Consider the following 21,979-nt stretch of genomic DNA (forward strand, 5'->3'; position numbering starts at 1 on the left):
TGTGGGAAAGCAAATTCTTTCAAATATTATCTTAGTGTTTAAGTTCTGTTTTATAGAAATCCTTAAATTCTGTGTAACCCTGAGCTGTAAGCTGCTCCTTCTGGAACTTTTTGTTTTTATTCATGCGAACAACAAGGACCTGTCTGCCCTGTGCTCTTTCCTTCTGAGCTTCTGCGATGATCTCTGAAAGCTGCTCGCCGCCAAGGCCCTTCTCAAGAAGGAATGCAACCTTGTCCTTTTCATCGGGAATCTTGAAGCCCTCATCCATCATGATCATGATGATACGCTCGAAGCCAATTGAGAATCCGCAGGCAGGAGTATCCTGACCTGTGAACTTGCCTACCATCTTGTCGTAGCGTCCGCCACCGCCGCAGCTTCCGCCGTACTGAGGCATTGCTACTTCAAAAATAGTGCCTGTGTAGTAGCTCATTCCGCGAACAAGAGTGGGATCAAAAACAAGCTCGAATTCAGCACTCTTGGTAGCATCCACACTTGAAATAATCTCATCGAGGTTGTTTCTTACGTCAGCATCAAGGAACTCGCCGATCTCCTCAGCAAGGAATTTGATGCCATCGATAGAACCCTTGCCCTCAACTCCCTTGAAAAGATTTAAATACTTGTCGATGCTCTCCTGCTCAAAGCCGTCCTTTGCAAGTTCCTCAGCAACACCCTCAAGACCGATCTTATCCATCTTATCGAGAGTGATGAAAACTGAGTCGTAGCTCTCCTCCGGGAATCCGCTGTATGCAGCCATAGCCTTCAGCATACGTCTGTCATTTATTCTCACCTGGAAGCCCTTGAAGCCAAGTCTTCCAAGAGTAGTTGTTGTTGCAAGAATAAGCTCGATCTCAGCAAGGTTTGTAGCCTCTCCGAGAATATCAATATCGCACTGCATGAACTGACGATAACGGCCCTTCTGAGGTCTGTCAGCTCTCCATACATAGCCCATCTGAAGTGCCTTGAAAGGTGAAGGCAGCTCATTCTGGTGATTGGAATAATATCTTACAAGCGGAACAGTAAGGTCATATCTGAGACCTGAATCAGTAAGGTCGTTCTCCTCCTTAGCTGTCTCAAGATTGAGCTTCTCGCCTCTCTTCATTACCTTGAAAATGAGCTTCTCATTTTCACCGCCCTGCTTGCTGTTAAGGTTCGCAAGTGATTCTACGCAGGGTGTATCGATGGATGTGAATCCAAAGCCTGCATATGTCTCCTTGATAACTCCAATCACGTAATCTCTGATCTTCATCTCCTCAGGAAGTATATCCTTCATACCTGTAACGGGCTTCTTAATTAGTGCCATGTGTAATCCTCTTCTTTCTTTATAAATGATGCTGCCTCATAACCAGTTCAAGGGGTTGCTGAGCGTTTTTGCTCTTTTAACGATTTCTTCACGATTATGCTTAATGTAGAATTCAAGTGCTGCGATCTCGTCTTCTTCAAAACCGTCTGATTTAAGAATTTTGTATCCCGGGATGATACCTTCTGCCGTATCGTTTTCACGAAGTGAACGCCTGCGTAAAAAATACACCCTGATAAAGGTTTTCCCTGACTTGGACGTCAGAAATCCAGTCTGTGTCATTTTCAGTTCCTGTCCAAAATTCTTAGCCATGCCAAATCCCCTCAAATACAGCTAGCGTTTTTATAGTAAACATCAAATGTCTATACTGCTTACTATAACTATATCATGTTTTCATACATTGCCTTTATTTCACAAGACAATAATATTCCATTAAAAGATATATCTCAAAACATGATAAATGGGCGGAACAAAAATTACAAGTCCGCCCAAGATTTTTATTCCACTCCAGTCACGCTGACATTTTCGAGTCTAGTGAGTGCAGGTATATTGAAGTTGTCGTACTGGCGCTTTTCCTTTGACATGTAAATCTCGTTCACGAAGTTTACCATGCAGCCTGAGATAGAACCGCCACTTACAGGTGTGACCTTGTCGCCATCGTGATAGTAACCAAGTCTTATCTCACCTGCGATATCACCTGAGATGGAGTCCACAGCAAAATCAGAAAACTCTACGATTTCCAGATACTTTCCGCTTCTGATCTCCTCTGCGCTCTTTGTTCCACCGCTGACATCAAAATTGCATGCGAGGAAAGAATCCTCAATTCCAAGGTAATATCTAAATCTCCTTCCGCCAAAGAAAGTCTTGGGAACATTATTCTCAATTACTGTCATATCTTTAATAGGAGCGCCTTCTTCGTCAACATCAAAATTCTTTGATGAGTTAGGAAGATTTCTTACTGCCTTAAGTGTTACCTTGTCCCCCTTAGCATTAGGTGCAATATCTTTTCCGATCTCCCAATCAGAATACTTGCTGTAGATAAAGCCCGCGTTACATTTTTCAGCAAACCATGCATAAATTGAAGTCGCATCGCTTGTTGGGAATACAACAGCCATCTTACCCATCTTGGGTGTAGGCTTGGCGATGAGCTTATCCTTACCATATTTTAGTACTTCAGTAATGTCCTTCTTGAGATTTTCCTTATCGCAGGTTCCGGCATTATATAAGCGGTAAAGCTCGATTTCATGAGCTCCGTCCTTAGCATTAACAACTACTTCTACCATTGATGAAGGATATTCGAAAGTGATATCAATTCCTTCTGAATTAATGAAGTGTCTTATATTTTTCTCAGCAAAAATTTCGTAGGAATTCAGATACTCTGTCTCCGTCTCAGGAATCTCCTTCATTGCTGCAACGAAATTCTCTGCTATTTTTGATACATCGACAGGTTCGCTCTTTGCAATATCAATATCAGCGGGCTTGTTAAGCTCATAAAAAGGATTCTTAACATTCTCCGCTCTGTCTATAAGCTTTGCCACCTCATCTTTTATCTCATCCTCTGATAATGTCGGAGATATCTCACCTGAAGCGCTTCCGAGCATCTTGCCATCATCTAATTTCTTGAATACCTTTACATTTACGTGCTGTACGTCTCTAACTCTGTTCTGATCAAGTCTGTGCTTTATGAAGTAAAACTCATATGCCAGAGTTGTTGTATCTGTAATCTCGTAGCCATCAGCATCTGATGCCTTGAGTATTTCTAATAATTCTTCAATCATCTCTATATCCACCTTTTGTTTTCTTCCCTCATCCGTCAGCTCCGCTGACACCTGTCTCCGCTCCGCTTCGGTCCGCGCAAAGCAATCGTCCCCAAGGGGAAGGCTATATGCTATTTCAACTTCCCCATTTGATTTTAGTTATCCCAGTCTTGCAACAGCCTTGAGGTACGGGCCACCATCGGAAACCTTAACCCATTCTTTGTGGCCTTTTCCGCAGCCGCCGTTACCGAAGGATTCACGGTCTGTGCTGACCATGGAAATTGAACCGAGAAGATCCGGAACATAACCGGTCATAACTACAGGGGCAACAACTTTTCCTGTAAACTTACCATCAATGATCTCATGACCTCTTGCCACGATGCACTGAATACCCCAGTGCTTGGGATCCTCCATGCCGGAGAACATACCCTCAAGATAATATCCCTTCTTAACAGAAGCGATCATATCTTCCTTGGAGTCACTTCCGCTGTCAAACATAGTGTTAGTCATTCTCGTGTAAACCTTGTGCTCAAAGTTCTCACGCTTGCCGTTACCTGTAGGCTGAGTTCCAAGTCTAAGTGCTGCAAGAGCATCACAGACACCGGTTTTCAGGATGCCGTGATCAATCTCTGTAACATCACCTGCCAGGGTGCCCTCATCATCAAAAGCATAGCTTGCGACATCGACTACGCAGTTTGCGCCTTCGTGCATGGAAACAAGGTCGGAGCCGACGCGCTTATCAATGTACTCTGCGCCAAGTGCTCTTCCTTTTACAAACATATCCATCTCAACGCCGTGGCCAAATGCCTCATGTGCTATAAGACCTGTAACCTCAGGACTTGTGATGATTTCATACTCACCGGGAACAACCGGTGAAGCGCCAAGCATATCCTCAACGGCTTTTACGGCTGCAGGAACCTTCTCATCAAGACCTTCCAAAATGCTGATGCCGGTTCTGCCTGACACGCCTTCGATGCTCATGGTGTTTCTGCCGTTCTTAGCTCCGATTGCTACGATAGAGCCTTCTGTGTATACATAGCTCTGTCTCATATCTCTATTCGCTGTCAAAAACATCTTGCAGACATGCGTTGACTTTGCTGAAGCGAGACAATCAATCATGAAGTCCTTCATGCCCATTGCCTTATCACTTATACTCTGAAGCTTTTCCATAACAGCTCCAAGGTCAGCATCCTCGGGCATATCGTCTGTCTCCATCTCTGTGAAAAGAGTGCAGAGCTCATCAGGGAGCTTTGCCGTATCAAAGATCTCAGTGGAAGTCTTTTTGATGATATCCAGCTGATCATCCAGTATTTTCTTAAGCTTAGCGGCCTGCGCCTTTATATCAGCCTCAGGCTTGTTAAAGGCGTATTCGCTGTAAAGACCATCCTTATAGACTCTTACAACGCATCCCCTCTCAGTTGTCATGTTTTCACCGGTAATAGTCTTGCTCTTCTGGGATGCCTGAATCGCAAAACCTTTTGAGTCACTTGCAAGTACACTGACATAATCGTAGTCAGCAGACAGTATCTCTATTAGTTCCTTAAGACTTCCTGAAAGCTCAGTAAGATAAGAAGAAAATTTTGCTTTCATATATGTATTCCTTTCTTTAAGGTATTTTTCAAACAAGAAGCATTTTACCATAAAAAATGCAAGTACACCGAACAATAAATATTGATTGGTGCACTTGCACGATAAAATTTCTCAGTTGTTGTTAACTTGAAATTCTTTGTGCTGCCCTTTTAGTTCGTTTTCCTTAGTATCTCTTTTAATCTTGATTTTTTTGTGCCATGCTTTTTGCTTGCTCCATGCTAACACCTTTAGCTCTTGCTATTGCAGCAAGGTCTTCGTATTCCATCTTTTCACGTTCAACTCCGTAACCTGATACTACTTTTACGCGCACATCACCATCAGCTGTGGAGAGCACTTTTTCTTCACGGCTCAGAATATAGCGCTTACAAATGCTCTCACGAATTCCGATGGTTGTTGTATATTTGAAGATTTTTCTTACAAACTCATCTTTGTCACTTTCACGGCAAAGTACTGTCAGTAGTACGCCCGGGCGATTTTTCTTCATTGCCACTGCTGTGGTAAATACATCAAGCGCACCTTCTTCCATGAGTCTCTCTGTGGCAAAGCCTATTGCCTCGGGAGTCATGTCATCCAGATTACATACAAGCTCGGAAACAGTGTCTGTATGTTCTGCATCTTTGCATGTATCTGCGCTGTTTACTAGATTTTTATTCTCATCACCAAGAAAAGCTCTTACACAATTTGCAATCGGGAAATCCTTTTTTCCCATACCATAGCCAATTTTGTTCACGCTCATAAGCGGCTGATCACCGAAGGAATCGGCAAAATACTTAAGAAGTGCGGCACCGGTGGGAGTGCATAGCTCACCTTTAATATCCCTGCTATAGCTCGGTATGCCTCTAAGCAGCATCGCAGTTGCAGGCGCCGGAACCGGAAGAATTCCATGAGCGCATTTAACAGTTCCGCTACCAACATGAATAGGCGAAACCACTACTCTTTCAGGATTTATTTCATTCATTAAAAAACATGTTGCAGTTATGTCAGCTATAGCATCCATGCTTCCAACTTCATGAAAATGAATTTCCGAAACATCCATTCCATGCACTGCACTCTCTGCCTCAGCGATCAGTTTATAGACATTTATAATGTCCTTCTTAACGGACTCATCTATGGTGAGATGCTCCACAATGTGCTCAATGTCATGCATGCTGCGATGGACGTGGTGATGGTCGTGATCGTGGTTGTGGTGGTCATGATGATGGTCGTGATCGTGGTTGTGGTGGTCATGATGATGGTCGTGATCATGTGTATGATTGTTGTCGTTATCATGTGTATGTTCATGATCATGAGGAGCATGATGATGGTCATGGTCGTGGTTATGCTCATGGTCATGAGGAGCGTGATGATGGTCATGGTCGTGGTTATGCTCATGGTCATGAGGAGCGTGATGATGGTCATGGTCGTGGTTATGCTCATGGTCATGAGGAGCGTGATGATCATGCATGTCCTCGTGAGAAACCGCGCCATCTTCTGACTCCTCAATCTCACCATTAACCTTCACTTCAAGATGCTTACCCATGACTCCGCATTTTTCACTATCATAAAGAGAAAAGCTCACTCCCGGGATTCCGGAATCATTGAGCTTTCTTAATATATCCTCTCTGTTATCACATAGATCAAGAAGTGCTGCAGATAGCATATCTCCAGCCGCTCCCATCTTGCACTCTATGTATAATGTCCCCATACGGCACCTCCTGGCCAATTTGCTTCAATTTATAATCTTTGTTGCTCAGATTCAAACCATATTGCTCATATTAGTACCACTATCTATTTGGAAATGACTTGGCTATTTAGGATCTACTGCTGTATAGCCGTTTTGTTGCATCTGAATACTATGGAATGTAACAATTCTTTATCTCAATAGCCAATTGGTTGTCATTAGTATTTCAGAAAGCAACAATTCATTGTCTCTTTAGCAGATTTATTGTCGATTTGTTATCTCTGATATTTTGGAAGGCAACAATTCATTGCATCTCTAGTCAATTTATTGCCGATTTGTTGTCTCTGATATCTCGGATGGCAACAATTTTCTACCATCACAGCTTACTTGTTGCCTCAGATATTTTGGAATACAACAAATCATTGCATAACTGACTTATTTATTGCCTCAGGTATTTTGAAGATCAAGAATTTAGCAACAATTTTGCTATTCCATAGTCTCTTTGTTGCAAAACATCCCTCACCAAGCACTTTCGAATCGTTCCAGAACAAGTGCTTTTATTGTATTCTCTATTGTACCATATAATTGCACACAATCATACATTAAATATATCCCTGCTGAGTACCACAACAAGTAGCAGTGCTTTCGGCATTCTCTATTGATACCGATCTATTGATACCGATCTATTGATACCAATCTATTGAAACCAATCTATTGATACTATCTATTTATCCGCAAATACCATTTCCTTCAGTTTTCTTCCTGTGGGGGTTGTGGCAAGGCCCCCGCCTGCAGTCTCCTTCAGGGTTCCGGACATTACATCTCCGACTTCCTTCATGGCATCAATACATTCATCAACGGGAATCCTTGCCTGTATTCCTGCAAGTGCCATATCTGCGCAGGAAAAAGCTATCACAAGTCCGGAAACATTCCTTTTTATACAGGGTATTTCCACAAGCCCTGCGACAGGATCGCATACGAGCCCCATCTGATTGGAAATTGCCATGGCGCAGGCATCGGCACACTGTGAAGGAGTACCTCCCATCAGTTCGGTAAGAGCCGCTGCTGTCATGGCTGCTGCACTTCCGCACTCGGCCTGGCAGCCACCCTCAGCACCTGCGATGCTGGCTCTGTTTGCTATGACCATTCCAATTGCACCTGCAGTAAAAATGGACATTATTATTTCTTTTTCATCAAATTCCCTTTCCTCATATAGAGAGACAAGAGCACCCGGGAGGATTCCGCAGCTTCCCGCAGTCGGTGCAGCTACAATTCTTCCCATAGAGGCGTTACATCCTGCAACGGACAAAGCCCTTGCAATTGCACCACCAAGAAAATGCCCGCAAAGTCCCCCATCCTTTTTGGAGGCATACTCATTCATAAGGAATCCTTCTCCTCCGGTCAGTCCCGACATGGACTTCTGGTCCTTCTTCATTCCTTCAAGAACTGACTTTTTCATGACCTCAAAGCTTATTTCCATTTTCTCGAACAGTTCCTGCCTGGATAATTCCATGCTCTTTGCCTGATCCTCGATGGCAATTTCGCTGATTTTTACGCCTTTTTTCTCGGCGGCACATACTAACTCTTCTATAGATTCATACCTGATCATTCTGCTGCATCTCCATTAATCATTTGTACAAGCTCATGATATCTTGAATCAAAGGTCCAAGAATGCTGCAAATAAGACGTTCCAATACGACTACATCGCTAGCTTGTTTGCTAACTCAATCATATTCTCTTAATCAAAATTGCATTCAGAACGTGATCGATTTTCCTGATCTCGTCCACTATGTTTTCAGGCGGCTTGTTATCAATCTCGATAGTCATGATGGCTTCCCCACCCTTTTCCTGCCTGGATAGATGAAAATTGGAAATATTGAGGTCTTCGTACTCCCAGTGCATCATATTCGTAACACTGGCAATAACTCCGGGCTTGTCCTCATGCATCACAAGAATCGTATTGTTGTCTCCGTTGAAATCAACATTCATGCCATTTATCTGTTTGACAAGGATGTTTCCACCGCCAATGCTGGCACCCTCCATAACACCGTCTGAGCCGTCTTCAAGAAAATAGTGAATCCTTGCGGTATTAGGATGAGCTCCCTTTAAATTCTCTTTTATGAATTCGTACTCGATCCCGCGCTTCTTCGCAATCTCATGGGCATCCCTTATCTCAGGAGAATAGCTTTTGTAGCCCATTATTCCTGCCAAAAGAGCCCTGTCGGTTCCATGCCCTTTATAGGTCTGCGCAAAAGATCCCGATAAGGTTATTTCAACTCGCTCAAGTTTCCTATCATCAATTAGCTTATTAACAACTCTGCCGAGTCTGACTGCACCCGCTGTGTGCGAACTTGAAGGGCCAATCATAACCGGTCCGATAATATCAAACACATTCATAATAAAGCCTCCTACGTTTATTATAACTTCCGGACAAAAAAAGTACCATGAAATACACCTTCCATGGCACTTGATTTATTCATGATTTGACGCGATTTCAAATTAAATAACTTCAAAAGCATATCCCCAAAATAGGCTACAGCTTCACGATATACTGCAAATCTATACTACAGGTTCACCTCATTCACTGAATCATAAACAAGAACACCATTCATGTAGGACAGTAAAACGTTATCCTTGTTGAGATCATTTAAAAGATTGACAACTACATTAAATCCGTAAGTTTTATAAACACTGTAGATCATTTCCGACATATTCTGTACGCCGGCGCGCAGGCTGTCCCAGTCATCCTTAAGAGCATCATCCTCAGTAGCGTACATAGAAGCCTTTGCTATTCCATCAGTCCACATATTTATCGTTATGACGTTGTCTTTTCGTGAGATAGAATAATTCTCGCCAAAGTGGTCATGAAGCACAGCATCTGTTGCCTCAATCAAAATTTCTACGTCTGCTTCGGATGCAGTTATATCAGCAGTTAAATCATCTGATTCCTGCTTGGTCATTCCAGATGCTGCCATATGTCCGCTTGCCGCATGTACTCTGCAGACAGGAGCAGATAGTACCAAGATCATAGTTGCTAATAAGACAGTTCCGATTTCTTTTTTTCTCATAGTCTTCACCTCTGTGAACTAATCTATAGTCATAGGCAATCAAATTCTTCTGATGCTTAATATTGCTGTATCTGCCCTCATTATAAAATTCAGATTTTGTTAAAACCATTAAAACCATATTAAATTGAAGACTATTGAAATAATTGTTTGAATCATTTGATAATATTTGAAATAAAATTTCAAATTTTATAATTTTTTTATAAATTACGCTGAAATATAACTATTATTCTGACATTTCAGTAGTATAATGTGTATATCAATGTAGTTTAATTTCAGCTCAAAATTCACGTAATTTTGATACTGAAAAAAAGGAGAAGATGAAAGGAGAATTTCATGAAAGAGGGATTCAGAATGAAAAAATGGCTGTTCACACCCATTGCAATGGTTATGGCAGCAGTTATCTGCTTATGCGCAATACCGGTATGTAACGTATCTGCAGCATCATCCGTAACTGTAAAGCTCACAGCAAGCGGCAGCAAGAAAACAGTCAACATGAAAAAAGGTGGTAAGAGACAGATCATCGCTAAGAAGGGAAGCACAACACTTTCCAAGGGTAGCGTGAAGTATTCTTCAAGCAAGAAGTCTGTTGCAACCGTTAGCTCCAAGGGCATGATCACAGCAAAGGGCACCGGCACAGCTAAGATTACTGTTAAGAAGGGTTCAAAAAAGGCCATTATCACAGTTAAGGTTACTAAATCGGGTGATGATGATGACGACGATGATGACGACGATGACGGCAAGTTCACCGGAATCTTCATCGCAGCTGAGAAGAACGATGTATTAAAGGTTGGCGGAACAAAGCAGTTTATCTGCAAGAAGATCCCCGGCAAGGCAAAGGTTTCTGCAAGTTGGGATTGCGAGGATACCTCAATCGCAACTGTAGATGGCAGCGGTAAGGTTACCGGAGTCAGCGAAGGTCACACAGTACTGTATGCTCACTATAATGGCAAGACCTGCGCTATCGGACTTGATGTAAAATCTAAATAATCATTAAAAACTTATATAAAAGTAAATCTGGAAAAACCGCCAAAACCTGGCGGTTTTTTCAACCTATGAGGATTTCTTAATGAACAAAGACTCTATTGAAAATTTACTAAAACAGGTCGCGGATGGATCAACCTCTGTTGAGGATGCGCTGCTAAAGCTAAAGGAAGAACCCTTTGAGGATCTGGGATTTGCAAAGCCCGATTTTCACAGGGGAATTCGTCAGGGACAATCGGAAGTCATATACGGAGCAGGAAAAACTCCCGAACAGATCTTAAAGATTACTAAGTCTCTCCGTGACCACGGCCAGAATACGGTTCTGATCACCAGGATGAAAGAAGAAGCTGCTACCCTCTTAAAATCAGAGATAGCTGATTTCGAATATGATACTTTAAGTCACATCGGAATTGTCGGTCCACTTCCTGAAAAAACGGGAAAAGGAAAGGTTGTGGTGGCAACTGCTGGAACAAGTGACATCCCTGTGGCAGAAGAAGCTGCCAGAACAGCTGAAGTCTATGGCAATGAAGTTACCCGTCTCTACGATGTCGGCGTTGCAGGTCTTCACCGCCTCCTCAACCACATGGACGATATCATGTCCGCCAGAGTCATCATAGCTATCGCGGGCATGGAAGGCGCACTTGCCAGTGTGATCGGCGGCCTTGCCGACTGCCCTGTAATTGCAGTTCCCACAAGCGTTGGCTACGGTGCCTCCTTCGGCGGTGTGTCCGCACTTTTGTCCATGCTCAACTCCTGCGCCAGCGGTGTCAGCGTAGTCAACATAGACAACGGCTTTGGCGCCGGGTACCTCGCCTCGATGATTAATCACCTTGATTAAGAACTGATTTTGCTTTCCATATTCTCGTGGGAAATTTTTTATTAGACAAGGGAATCCAAAGAAATATCAGACAAAAAGCCCTGCTATGTGTTTTCTTCGGTAAAATATATAATATTTGCTGGCATTGAACCATACACTGCGATGAGCCCAAAGCATCAATCGCTGCGTGCATAGGCACTTACGATTGATTGGTCTCATCTCCGTGGTTCAAAAGCCTGCAAAGTATTATATATTTCACCTTCTAAAACGCATAGCAGAGCTTTTTCATATCATAGAAAAGCAGAAGGTATTAAGATTTAATCAATTCTTTTATTCCCCCAGAAGAAGATAGCGACCGTTCCGGGGCCGGTGTGGCTTCCGATCGTGGTGCCGATATCGTATATCTCGACCTTGCCCTTCATGGCAGGGATAAGCGCTTCAACTTCCTTTATCAGCGCTTCTGCGTCACCTCTGCAGGCTGACTGTGAAATATAGCATTTACCGTCATAGGCTGCCCCACCATTGGCATTCTCAAGCATCTTCTTAGCTGCTGCCTTGATGACTGCTGCCTTACCGCGATGCTTTGATCTTGCGATAAGGTGTCCCTCAAAATCCACGTTGAGAAGCGGACAGATTTTCAGGGCGCCGCCAAACCAGCCTGCTGCCTTGGAAACACGTCCACCTCTTACAAGGTAAGTGAGGTCTGTTGTGAAAAACCAGTGGTTGAGCTCGAGTCTGTGTTCAAGTGCCCAGCTTTTAAGCTCGTCAATCGCCATTCCACTGTCGCGCTTATCTGCGAGAGCATCCATCAAAAGTCCATACCCCGATGAAGCGGCAAGGGAATCAATAATGTAAAGCTTCCTGTCAGGATACCTGTCCCTTAACTCGTCTGCAGCAATATTAGCTGAATTGATTGTTCCGGATATGCCTGAGCTGAGTGTCAGGTGGATTATATCCTTCCCCTCCTCGAGGAAGGGCGTGAAATGCGCTATATATTCATCGACATTGATCTGTGATGTCTTGGTCATGGCACCCTTTTCCATAGCACGGTAAAAATCGCTTATTGGAAACCGGCCATCATCCATATACTGTTTTCCGTCAATTTCAAAATGGAAATCAGCGACTTTAATATCTCTTTCTTTGTATCTCTCACGGCTGAGATCAGCTGTTGAGCAGCAACTGATAACATAATCTGACATAAAATTCCTCTCCTTTTGCACCACTCAAAATTATCATATCAGAATATAATAATCAACCGGAAACGATTTATGTTATTCCGTTACCCTTGCAAATACATAAAGTCTCGCGTCATTCGTGCGGAACATACGAGTATCCTCGCCATATCCTGTTCCGCCGTAATCGGGATTAAGGCGCACGCCGCAGCCGTTTAGCATACTTCCTGTGGCAACTGCCTCATCCTTTTCACCATTCATCTTATAGTGTCTTGCTATAATGCTGTGAATGATTCCATCCTGCTTAACATGAATCGGAGCCATTGTATTGATAAGGCTTCCGAAGGCTTTTATGTTCACTCCGACCTGACGGTTTGCGACCTCGTAAATCGCATCCTCATCAAGCCCCATAGTCTTAAGTGCAAGATAGTCATTATTAGGTCTGCTCTCCTTCTGGAAGATAAGAGCAACTGCTGCCGATTTATCCTTTGAAACCACCATGAAGCGGTACTTATCGAGTCTGTAGAAGTCTCCGAACTGGAATACCTTTCTCCACTTTTTATAAAACTCAACCTGATCTGCAACCTGCTTCTTCTGCTCCTCCGCAAGCTCGCCAAGATTAAGCTCATATCCAAAGCATCCAAAAGCAGCCACGGAGAATCTTGTCTCAAGCGGAACAACATGAAGTGTCTGATGGTTAGGAACCGCAGAAACATGCGCTCCCTGTGTATTTACGGGATAGCCGTAGCTGTAGCCTCTCTGGATGTCCATGCGGCAAACGGCATCGGTATCATCACTTGCCCATATCTGAGGAAAATAGCTAAGTATACCAAGATCAAATCTATTGCCGCCTGCTGAGCACCCTTCAAAGAGTATCTCAGGGAATTTCTCTGTGAGAGTTTTCATGACTCTGTAGAGTCCGATGTAATATCTGTGCTGGAATTCCTTCATCCTCTCAGCCGGAAGCTTTAGTGAAAATCTGTCCGAGAAAATTCTATTCATATCCCACTTGATATAAGAAATATTCGCAGATGAGAACACCTTTGACAGCGCATCAATGATATAGTCCTGCACATCGGACCTGGACATATCGAGAATCATCTGAGTTCTTCCAACTGAGTGTGTTCTTCCGGGAATTCTGACCGCCCACTCCGGATGGCTTCTATAAAGATCGGAATCCTCATTTACCATCTCAGGCTCAACCCACAGACCGAATTTGAGGCCAAGAGCATTTATCTTCTCAGCAAGTCCTTTAAGTCCGTCGGGAAGCTTTTTAGTATTAACAACCCAATCTCCAAGACCTGCGTGGTCATCATTTCTTGCACCAAACCAGCCATCATCAAGAACAAAGAGCTCGATTCCTGACTTTGCGGCTTCCTTTGCGATCTTAAGGAGACTGTTTTGATTGAAATTAAAATATGTTGCCTCCCAGTTATTGATAAGGATTGGTCTCTCCTTATCGCGCCAAACTCCGCGTACGATGTGCTTTCTGACAAAGTCGTGCATGCTGCGGCTCATACCGCCAAAACCATCGCGTGAATATGTCATAACTGCTTCGGGAGCCTCAAATGTCTCGCCGGCTTCAAGAACCCACTCAAAACCTGTGGGCTGAATTCCACTTACAAATCTTGAAAGATAAGTTCCGTTTGATGAAAGACAGCTGTAATGATTGCCGCTGTATACAAGGTTGAAACCATAGCAGTCACCAGCGGTCTCAGTTGTTCCGGGAAGGCTTACCATTGTAAAGGGATTGCTTCTTGAACCTGACTCTCCTGCGGATAACTCCTCGTTAACCACTTTTCCACCGTTGCAAACAGAACTGGTCTGTCCCATCTCATCGGCCCAGCGTCCATGGAAGCTTGTGAGTTCAAAGCCTGTCTGCTGAAAATCAATCTGATTTGACAGGAGCCTGTCCACCTTAACCTTCGCTTTTCCATCATTTATAAGAACAGCACTTCTTGTTATGGTGTCGCACTCAGGATAAACCTTATAAATCATCTTAAGTCTGATATCATATCCGGTATCCTTAAGGGTTATCACAAGCTGCTGTGCATGATCCTTCTTTTCTGATTCAGGAGCACTCTCCTTTTCCCCATCATCATAAGAGCACGGAAGTGTCGTAAGAGCAGTAAGCTCATCTGATATCTCCGCACTCTCAAATAAAAAGTCACAGGTGGAGGACCCGTCTTCAAAAGTCAGCTCCACCATAGGTTCTCTTATATCGCCTTTTCCAAAGCCTGACATCTCAAGCGGCATTACCTCAAGGCAGAGCGGGTAGCTCTCCTTGGAATAGACAACCATGTTGCCGCCTTCGTTTTTATGTTTTATTTCAAGGACCTTCGCCATATCTGCGAGAAGGTCCGCCTGCTTCTGCTCGCTTTTTAAAAACTCCTCATACTGGTTTTCGGAAATTATTGAAGCACCATAGTGTATATGCTCAATGTGTCCTGATGGCAGAACCTGCATGAAATAACTGCTGCCCTTTGTCTGTAGTAAAAAAATGTTGTCTTTCCTTAAGATCATCTTACGCAAATACCTCTCATTATTATGTCTATCATTACTTTAAGGGCATCGTCATAGGTTGTATTGCCCTCAATAAGCACGTTTGAGCTGAGGAATCTCTCGATAGACGCCTCAGTCATAGCCTTGATAACAGGAATAGGCAAAGGTCTTACAACGCCTTCTCTTATTCCTTTTTCAATAAGTTCAATCGTATCCTCCCAGTCATTCTCAAGTCGATTCTGCACCTTTATATAGATCTTGGGATATTTTTCCTTAAGTGTGAAAACCATACGAAAATCCACATCCCTGTATTTATCAGGCATGCAAATCATAATCTTCTCGATCTGCTCAACAGTTGAAAGAGACTTGTCAGCCATGATCTCAGCCTCTTTTTCCTTTATGTTGTCAAAACAGTAATCAACAAGAGCATCAAAAATATTTTCCTTGTCGTCAAATTCTTTATAGATAGTCTTCTTACTCATGTGGAGATCGCTGGCCACATCATCCATAGTGAACTTTGATCCCTTTTTCTTAAACTCCATAAGAACCGCTTCAAGTATCTTAACCTTTGTATCGTTCATATTCCCTCCAATTCTGTTTTTTGCCGATTGCTGATTTATAAAAATTGTAAAAGAAAGTCTACCCCTTATTCCCCGCTAAAAAATTCCTGACTTCTTCCATAAGTTTTACCTTGGGCATCGTCTTTAAAAGATACCCATCAGGCTTTAAGGAAACCACCTTCATCACGCTTTCCTTATCACCCTTACCCGTTAGAAAGATAACCGGTATATCCCGTGTCCCGTCTTCGCTTTTCATCATCTCAAGGACCTCAGGTCCCGATGCGACCGGCATCTCATAATCAAGAAGTATCAGGTCCGGCGTATTAAGAGCTAGATACGTGATAGCCTGAACTCCCGAGTTTACGATTGTAACCCTGTACTCCTCATCAAGCCAGCTCTTCGCCAACCTCAGAAACATCGGATCATCATCTACAAGAAGAATGCTCTTTCTTTTGGCCATCTCAGCATTTACGCGGCATAGCTCACAAATTCTCTCCGTCGCATCCTTCATATTGATAGGTCTTACAAATTTCTCCGTAATCCTGTCATCCGGGATGTATTTACTGACGGACTCGTACTCAGGCTCATCGCCTATCATGCAAAGAATTTTGTCATTTTCAAGACATATCTCCCTGATGTACACGAGAACATCCGGAATATCATCCACAAAAGCTCCAAGATAGAACAGAATGACATTCGGTTCCTTCCTGTACTGCTCCAATTCGTTTATTACCGGCGCTGCCTTTATGACTTCAAGTCCAGCCTCTTTCAGGTTCTTATTGATGGCATCTACCATAAAAGTGGCTCCGCTGCTTATAAGTAGAATTCTGTTTTCCATCATTTTCCTCCTGCTTCAAGGAGCCTATTTATCTCATCCCAGTTGGCTGCTGAAACAGCTTTCTTCAGATTTGCAATAAACTCCTTGTGCTCCGTAGGAACTCTGAAACCATTTATAGTTTCCATTATATAACTAACACTGTCAAAATCAAAGGTCGCAGCAACTTCTTTTAAAGCATCAACTGCCTCCTTAAATTTTTCCTCGTCCATAACAGGAAGCGATTCATCCTCCGCATCCCCATTATCACCCTTCTGCGAGAAATCCTCCAAAATCTTACGGTACATATCAAGTAGATGCGGTGTATCCCTTTTTATGGTATCAAGGTCCCCGGCATCTCCTGCTGCCTCAAGCGAAGCTGCCAGCGCTGATATTTCATTTAATCCGATAATCCTCGCAGAGCTCTTTAATGCATGTACCTTTATCGTATAATTGTCCAGATCTTCGTTTTCAAAATAGAGCTTTATATCACTGAAGCTATCAGGCAAAGTATCCGTAAAAGTCCTTATGGTATCCATAAAGGCCGCGATTGATCCGCAGTTTTTTACGCCATCACTTACGGATATTGCAGGATAATCCTTTATCCAATCCGGAATTTCGACAGGTTCAGCTTCAACATCCTCCTCGGAGCCTGCGTCACCTTCTCCGTGTAAAGTGACCTTATCCTTCGGAAGATATTCCAGCATCATTGATTCCAGTTTTTCGGATATGATGGGCTTTGTTAGATAGTCATCAAAGCCTGCCTCCATATACTGTTCTCTCGCACCGGAAACAGCATTGGCCGTAAGACTGATTATCGTTGTATTAAGGTTCTTATTTTCAGGATCGCTCTTTAGTCTCTTAAGTGTCTCTATGCCATCCATAACAGGCATTCTGTGATCGAGGAATATAATGTCGTATTTCTTGATCTTAGTCATCTCAAGACACTTTGCACCACTGTCTGCCTTGCTTATCTTTACTTTTGTTCTCTTTAAAAGTCCCTCAAAAACTGTAAGATTTGTGGGTGTATCGTCAACAACAAGCACCTCTGCATCAGGTGCTGTAAACTTTTCATGATATATTTGCTTTTCAAAGTCCGCTCTGTTATAGGCCTTGATATAATCCGCCATAGGAGTCTTGTTTACTATCTTCTGACGCACAGTAAATGAGAACTCGGATCCTTCTCCATAGGTACTTTTGACTTTGAGTTCACTTCCCATAAGCTTAAGTAATCGCTGGGTGATATGAAGGCCAAGGCCTGTCCCTTCAATAGTTCTGTTGCGCTTTTCATCCACTCTCTGGAAAGCCACATAGAGTTTTTTAAGATCCTCTTCTCTGATTCCTATACCGGTGTCTTTAACGCTTATAGTTATATCTATCTCATCGTCAGATACAAATTCGTGACTTCCATTAAGCGTAATGCTTCCCTTTTCTGTATATTTTATGGCATTAGTCAGGATGTTGGTCACAACCTGCTTAATGCGTATCTCATCTCCGTTAAGGATACATGGTATGGATGAATCCAGTTCGATTTTCAGATCAATCCCTTTAGCCTTTGCCCTTGGAGCAATCATCTGTATCAGATCATTTATGATTGAAGACGGATCATAATCCACCGGAATTATATCCATTTTTCCTGCTTCAATTTTTGAAAAATCCAGAATATCATTTACAAGGCTAAGAAGTGTATTACCTGCGACTCGGATATTCTGCGCATATTCAATAATCTGCGGATCCTCTGTTTCTCTGAGGATAACCTCATCCATTCCAAGAATTGCATTTATTGGTGTTCGTATCTCATGTGACATATTGGAAAGGAATCTGCTTTTTGCCTCATTTGCGGCATCAGCCTCCTTTGCCATTTCTATAAGTTCTCCGGTCATGGCAGAAAGAAAATGTGCAAGCCTCTCGTGAAGAGGAATTATTCCCTCCTGCTCAGCTTCAACCTTGGCAGGCTTCAGAACACTAAAGCTCCACCCGTCAAGTCCTTCCCGCATGCCAACTGCAACCAAAGCACTGTTAAGAATTCCACCCTTACCGCGCAATCTGTACACTTCACCAAGTCCAAGTGACATACCGGGTGGCATATCTCTTGATTCTGAAAAATATTTTACTTCACGTTGATATTCTTCCTGAAGAAAAGAGAATCTGTTTCCACAGATAATAAGCCACAATGACTCGGCGGCAAAGCTCTCCATCTTTGCTACCGCATCCCTGGTCTTTCTCAGAATATCCCGTCTCTCGGCATATGAAAATCTGATCTTTTCACCCTGCTTGATATCTGCAACAAAGTACACCTCCCCATCATCTCCGATTGCAGTAGGTGTCCTTCCCATATACATCCCGTTTCTTTCAACAACTATCGGGAACTCGCCAACGTTATTTACAAAATGAGGTCCTGCGGTAACTCCAAGATACTTTTTAAATATCTCAGAAGCTTTTACTCCATCAATTTTATTGACTTTGATGCCCCTCTCATTTTCTTTTTCATCAATTTCTACATCAAGGTATCTGCCGATAGGCTCCCAGCCAAAAAGATAATCCACATATGTGAACAGACTCTCACCATAGCACAGGCAGATTGACATTCCGGGCCCTATGGATGTATTTCCTATTATTACAGCTCCGTCTCTATCCAGTGTGGGCACGCCTTCATTAACCAGGAGCGAACCTGCGCTTGCTACAACTCCAAAAATAGGTATCTCCTCATACCCATCAGAGAGTTCTTCTATAAACTCCTGCGCCGCACTGCCTATTTTACTTAGGAAAAGATGGATTGATTTAACGTTTTCTATACTCTCGATTTTTTCTCTGACTTCTTTTACAAAAGCCCTGGCAGCTATTTCCGGATCATCATCCTGACTGATGATCTTATACATCACCTCAGCCTTTGACTCATCAAAGAAATTGAAGTTAAGCATCAGGATATGGTCCATATGATAATAAAAGGCCGCCGGTCCCTCGCTCATACCTGAAATAACAAGCTTTGGAAAAGTTTTTTTCAGCAATAAAAGTGCATCCTTTACATCACTTTTATTAGTGTTGCAATAGGATATGTTTATAAAACCACTTTCATACGTGCTCTCGTCGTATTCCCTGGCTATTTGTGGAATTTGCTTTTTTAATTCATCTAAATCCTCAACAATGAGCGTCTTTTGGCGCATAGGCAAAACCTCTTACATCGCAGCAAGAGCCGCATTTACTTCATCTTCAAGTTCTTTATTTTCCTTCTCTATCAGTTTTTCAAATTCTCCCGTAGCGCATGGCATTGAAAAGTAGAAGCCCTGAATCACATCACAGCCAGCCTTTTTAAGAAGGTCATACTGCTCCTTGGTTTCAACTCCCTCTGCTACCACTTTTACCTTAAGTGATCTGGCAACATCCATCATTAGCTCAACCATCTTCATTTCCTTGTTGCCTTCCTTGATGTTCTTAACAAATTGCATATCAAGCTTAAGGATGTCGATAGGAAGTGAAGTTATCATGTTGAGTGACGAGTAGCCTGTGCCAAAATCGTCCATTTCGATTGCAAAGCCTCTGTCTCTTAGCCCTTTTACAACATTGATTATCTGCTCGGAGTTCTCGGTGTATGCGGACTCGGTAATCTCAAGATTCAGCATTCCCGGTGATATCCAGTTGTTCTGAACCACAGTAAAAATCTCCTCTTCAAGATTCGGAGCACCGATATCAACTCTTGAAACATTTACAGATACCGGAATCTTAAGGTCATACTTCACCATCCACTCACCAATCTGTTTGGAAACCTCATCCCATACATAGTGATCAAGCTTATGAATAAGGCCATTATCCTCGAAAAGCGGAATGAAAGTGTCAGGTCTGAGAAGTCCAAGTTCAGGATGCTCCCACCTTACAAGGGCTTCGGCACTATATAGCGAGTCGCGCTCACCCTGTATCGCATATTTGGGCTGGTAAAAAATCTTGAACTGATGGTCCTTTATTCCAGCTACCATATCATTTATGAGCCGCTCATTTAAGGTCTCCTTCTCATGCATTTCCTCATCGTAGACGGCCATATGCGTGTTATAGCTTCCTCTTATGCTATTGCAGGCAGTCCTTGCTTTATCAAAGCGATGTTCAACGGAAAGCTCTTTATTTACATTCTTATAAATCCCCATTCTAAGGTAGACTCTGGAATTGTTCAGAAGATCCTCAAGTCCTGAGCCTATATCCTTAAGCAGATTGTTATACTCCATCCCGCTTGGAAGATATATCATGAATTCATCAGCTCCGCCGCGTCCTGCGATGCCGCCATTTTCCTTGGCGATGCGCTTAATACTGTCCGCGATTTTAATCAAAACATCATCACCTGCACGTCTCCCCTGGAGTTCGTTTATCAGATGGAATCTGTTGATATTGAGCACGATAGCATCCATGTTGTTATTGTTATAGTGGAGATCTCTGAAGTGTGAATACTCCATGAAAAAGTCATGAGTAAGAAGCCCTGTCAGCGAATCGTTCTGAGTCGCATGAATCAGGCCTCTGCCCTCTCTGTACTCGATAGCCCTGTCAATTCTGGCCTTTATAACCGCAGGGTGAGTATAGGGTTTGGTGATGAAATCAGCCGCGCCAAGTTGGAAGCACTTGACCTCACAATCCTTTTCCGCTGTGCAGACGATAATAGGAATCTGTTTAAGAACTTTATCATCCTTCATGAACTGCAGAACTTCAAAACCGTTCATATCAGGCATCATAAGATCAAGCAGCACAAGTGAAAGCTTATCGCTATGTTCTCTGATAAGCTCAATTGCCTCTACGCCGTCCCTTGCCACAATTGCTTCGTAATCATGATTGATAATATTTTCCAGAATTTTTCTGTTTATCGGCTCATCTTCAACAAGTAATATTCTTCTTTTCAAACTAAGCTGTTCATCCATAATCGTTCCCCTCAAAACGTTATCGCATTATCGGTAACACTATTCTATCATGCGATAGTTTCCAAGAAATTTACTACGAATTAAAGTTATATAAATTTTATGAAAAGTAAGCGATGCACTCTTTCCGATTAAAATAAAAGGACCCGGAAAACTGAATTTCCAGGTCACTTTCAATACTAATATCACTTTGTTATTTTCTGGTCCTTTCCTTTGATTCCTCTTGCTTTAAGAATCTTCTGATAATCCTTAAGCTTCTTCTTCGGAACCTTCACCTTTGCTTTAGCGTGAATTCCCTTAAAGGCACTGCCACCGACGCTGCTCTTGGTGAGAGCTGTGGTCTTGATGTTAACGTTCTTAAGGTTTGCACACTTGAAAAATGCCTTGCTACCGATCTTGACGATGTTCTTGCCAATCGTTATCTTCTTAAGCTTCTTATTGCCCTTGAAGGCCCCGGCTGCAATTTCTGTTACTTTATACTCCTGGTTATCAATTGTTATGGAAGCAGGTACTGTAGCACTTGCGGATGTGGCTGACTCAGGCTTTGTATAGCAGACAGTCTGATTTCCATTATCAATTGATGTGATCTTGTAGCTGGCTCCACCATCAGTAACAACGTCGCCCACATTGTAGGTCGAAGGCGCAGTTGAAACTACTATAGGCGGATTGTTTCCGGCATCGCTTCCCGGGTTCGAAGGATCAGCAGGGTTTGTAGGTGTAGTCGGATCTGTAGGATTCGACGGATCTGTGGGCGCACTGGGATCCGTTGGCGTACTAGGATCTGTCGGTGTACTCGGGTCCGTTGGTGTGCCGGGTTCTGTGGGATCACTCGGATCTGTTGGTGTGCCGGGTTCTGTGGGATCACTCGG

17 protein-coding genes are annotated in these 21,979 nt (G+C 43.0%); 2 read left to right on the forward strand and 15 right to left on the reverse strand.

Features of this window, described 5'->3' with window-relative positions:
• Positions 1-31: 31 nt before the first annotated feature.
• From hisS to G586_RS0117850, 8 genes are all read right to left on the reverse strand, one after another.
• Positions 32-1,300 carry a histidine--tRNA ligase gene (gene hisS / locus G586_RS0117815; protein WP_026528796.1) on the reverse strand — a complete coding sequence of 423 codons (1,269 nt, stop codon included), beginning with the start codon at positions 1,298-1,300 and terminating at the stop codon, positions 32-34.
• A 36-nt stretch (positions 1,301-1,336) separates the two neighbouring features.
• Positions 1,337-1,609, reverse strand: coding sequence for a hypothetical protein (locus tag G586_RS0117820; RefSeq protein WP_035773503.1), 273 nt, complete (start codon positions 1,607-1,609; stop codon positions 1,337-1,339).
• Positions 1,610-1,794: 185 nt separating this feature from the next.
• A complete protein-coding gene (locus tag G586_RS0117825; protein WP_242832053.1) occupies positions 1,795-3,126 on the reverse strand; it encodes a metallopeptidase TldD-related protein in 1,332 nt (443 codons plus the stop codon).
• Between the two features lie 87 nt (positions 3,127-3,213).
• Entirely contained in the window at positions 3,214-4,644 is a 1,431-nt protein-coding gene (locus tag G586_RS0117830) for a TldD/PmbA family protein (RefSeq protein WP_026528799.1), read from the reverse strand.
• Positions 4,645-4,819: 175 nt separating this feature from the next.
• On the reverse strand, positions 4,820-6,328 hold the full coding sequence (larC, locus tag G586_RS0117835; protein WP_026528800.1) for a nickel pincer cofactor biosynthesis protein LarC: 1,509 nt from the start codon (positions 6,326-6,328) through the stop codon (positions 4,820-4,822).
• Positions 6,329-7,028: 700 nt separating this feature from the next.
• Positions 7,029-7,913: an L-serine ammonia-lyase, iron-sulfur-dependent, subunit alpha gene (gene sdaAA / locus G586_RS0117840; protein ID WP_026528801.1), complete on the reverse strand. Its 885-nt coding sequence runs from the start codon at positions 7,911-7,913 to the stop codon at positions 7,029-7,031.
• Positions 7,914-8,032: 119 nt separating this feature from the next.
• A complete protein-coding gene (gene sdaAB, locus G586_RS0117845) occupies positions 8,033-8,701 on the reverse strand; it encodes an L-serine ammonia-lyase, iron-sulfur-dependent subunit beta (protein WP_026528802.1) in 669 nt (222 codons plus the stop codon).
• A gap of 167 nt (positions 8,702-8,868) precedes the next feature.
• Positions 8,869-9,372, reverse strand: a complete 504-nt coding sequence (locus tag G586_RS0117850; RefSeq protein ID WP_026528803.1) for a hypothetical protein — start codon at positions 9,370-9,372, stop codon at positions 8,869-8,871.
• Positions 9,373-9,723: 351 nt separating this feature from the next.
• On the opposite strand from G586_RS0117850, the gene G586_RS26680 reads away from it, so the two are divergent.
• Positions 9,724-10,359, forward strand: a complete 636-nt coding sequence (locus tag G586_RS26680; protein WP_196811632.1) for an Ig-like domain-containing protein — start codon at positions 9,724-9,726, stop codon at positions 10,357-10,359.
• A 79-nt stretch (positions 10,360-10,438) separates the two neighbouring features.
• On the forward strand, positions 10,439-11,191 hold the full coding sequence (gene larB / locus G586_RS0117860) for a nickel pincer cofactor biosynthesis protein LarB (protein WP_026528805.1): 753 nt from the start codon (positions 10,439-10,441) through the stop codon (positions 11,189-11,191).
• 296 nt (positions 11,192-11,487) lie between these two features.
• On the opposite strand, the gene G586_RS0117870 is transcribed toward larB, so the two are convergent.
• From G586_RS0117870 to G586_RS26685, 7 genes are all read right to left on the reverse strand, one after another.
• Entirely contained in the window at positions 11,488-12,369 is an 882-nt protein-coding gene (locus G586_RS0117870) for a DegV family protein (protein ID WP_026528807.1), read from the reverse strand.
• A 72-nt stretch (positions 12,370-12,441) separates the two neighbouring features.
• Positions 12,442-14,865, reverse strand: a complete 2,424-nt coding sequence (locus G586_RS0117875; RefSeq protein WP_026528808.1) for an alpha-galactosidase — start codon at positions 14,863-14,865, stop codon at positions 12,442-12,444.
• Complete coding sequence (locus tag G586_RS0117880) at positions 14,862-15,425, reverse strand: TetR/AcrR family transcriptional regulator (protein ID WP_026528809.1); 564 nt, start codon at positions 15,423-15,425, stop codon at positions 14,862-14,864. Before G586_RS0117880 ends, G586_RS0117875 begins: the two co-directional genes overlap by 4 nt.
• 58 nt (positions 15,426-15,483) lie before the next feature.
• The gene (locus G586_RS0117885) at positions 15,484-16,242 is read right to left on the reverse strand and encodes a response regulator (RefSeq protein ID WP_026528810.1); all 759 of its coding nucleotides are present in this window, start codon (positions 16,240-16,242) and stop codon (positions 15,484-15,486) included.
• Positions 16,242-19,382: an ATP-binding protein gene (locus tag G586_RS25235; protein WP_051204892.1), complete on the reverse strand. Its 3,141-nt coding sequence runs from the start codon at positions 19,380-19,382 to the stop codon at positions 16,242-16,244. The genes G586_RS0117885 and G586_RS25235 overlap by 1 nt, the downstream gene beginning before the upstream one ends.
• A 12-nt stretch (positions 19,383-19,394) precedes the next feature.
• The gene (locus tag G586_RS23725) at positions 19,395-21,113 is read right to left on the reverse strand and encodes a two-component system response regulator (protein WP_051204893.1); all 1,719 of its coding nucleotides are present in this window, start codon (positions 21,111-21,113) and stop codon (positions 19,395-19,397) included.
• 182 nt (positions 21,114-21,295) lie between these two features.
• On the reverse strand, positions 21,296-21,979 hold a 684-nt coding region (locus G586_RS26685; RefSeq protein WP_196811633.1), incomplete at its 5' end, for a leucine-rich repeat protein.

It is taken from the genome of Butyrivibrio sp. VCD2006, assembly GCF_000423925.1.
GTDB lineage: Bacteria > Bacillota > Clostridia > Lachnospirales > Lachnospiraceae > Butyrivibrio.

Excerpts from the sequence above, each read along its gene's own strand:
- larC (WP_026528800.1), bottom strand. The coding sequence starts at position 6,328 with ATGGGGACATTATACATAGAGTGCAAGATGGGAGCGGCTGGAGATATG.
- G586_RS0117870 (WP_026528807.1), bottom strand. The coding sequence starts at position 12,369 with ATGTCAGATTATGTTATCAGTTGCTGCTCAACAGCTGATCTCAGCCGT.
- G586_RS0117830 (WP_026528799.1), bottom strand. The coding sequence starts at position 4,644 with ATGAAAGCAAAATTTTCTTCTTATCTTACTGAGCTTTCAGGAAGTCTT.
- G586_RS26680 (WP_196811632.1), top strand. The coding sequence starts at position 9,724 with ATGAAAAAATGGCTGTTCACACCCATTGCAATGGTTATGGCAGCAGTT.
- sdaAA (WP_026528801.1), bottom strand. The coding sequence starts at position 7,913 with ATGATCAGGTATGAATCTATAGAAGAGTTAGTATGTGCCGCCGAGAAA.
- G586_RS0117885 (WP_026528810.1), bottom strand. The coding sequence starts at position 16,242 with ATGGAAAACAGAATTCTACTTATAAGCAGCGGAGCCACTTTTATGGTA.
- hisS (WP_026528796.1), bottom strand. The coding sequence starts at position 1,300 with ATGGCACTAATTAAGAAGCCCGTTACAGGTATGAAGGATATACTTCCT.
- G586_RS0117875 (WP_026528808.1), bottom strand. The coding sequence starts at position 14,865 with ATGATCTTAAGGAAAGACAACATTTTTTTACTACAGACAAAGGGCAGC.
- sdaAB (WP_026528802.1), bottom strand. The coding sequence starts at position 8,701 with ATGAATGTGTTTGATATTATCGGACCGGTTATGATTGGCCCTTCAAGT.
- G586_RS25235 (WP_051204892.1), bottom strand. The coding sequence starts at position 19,382 with ATGCGCCAAAAGACGCTCATTGTTGAGGATTTAGATGAATTAAAAAAG.
- larB (WP_026528805.1), top strand. The coding sequence starts at position 10,439 with ATGAACAAAGACTCTATTGAAAATTTACTAAAACAGGTCGCGGATGGA.
- G586_RS23725 (WP_051204893.1), bottom strand. The coding sequence starts at position 21,113 with ATGGATGAACAGCTTAGTTTGAAAAGAAGAATATTACTTGTTGAAGAT.
- G586_RS0117850 (WP_026528803.1), bottom strand. The coding sequence starts at position 9,372 with ATGAGAAAAAAAGAAATCGGAACTGTCTTATTAGCAACTATGATCTTG.
- G586_RS0117820 (WP_035773503.1), bottom strand. The coding sequence starts at position 1,609 with ATGGCTAAGAATTTTGGACAGGAACTGAAAATGACACAGACTGGATTT.
- G586_RS0117880 (WP_026528809.1), bottom strand. The coding sequence starts at position 15,425 with ATGAACGATACAAAGGTTAAGATACTTGAAGCGGTTCTTATGGAGTTT.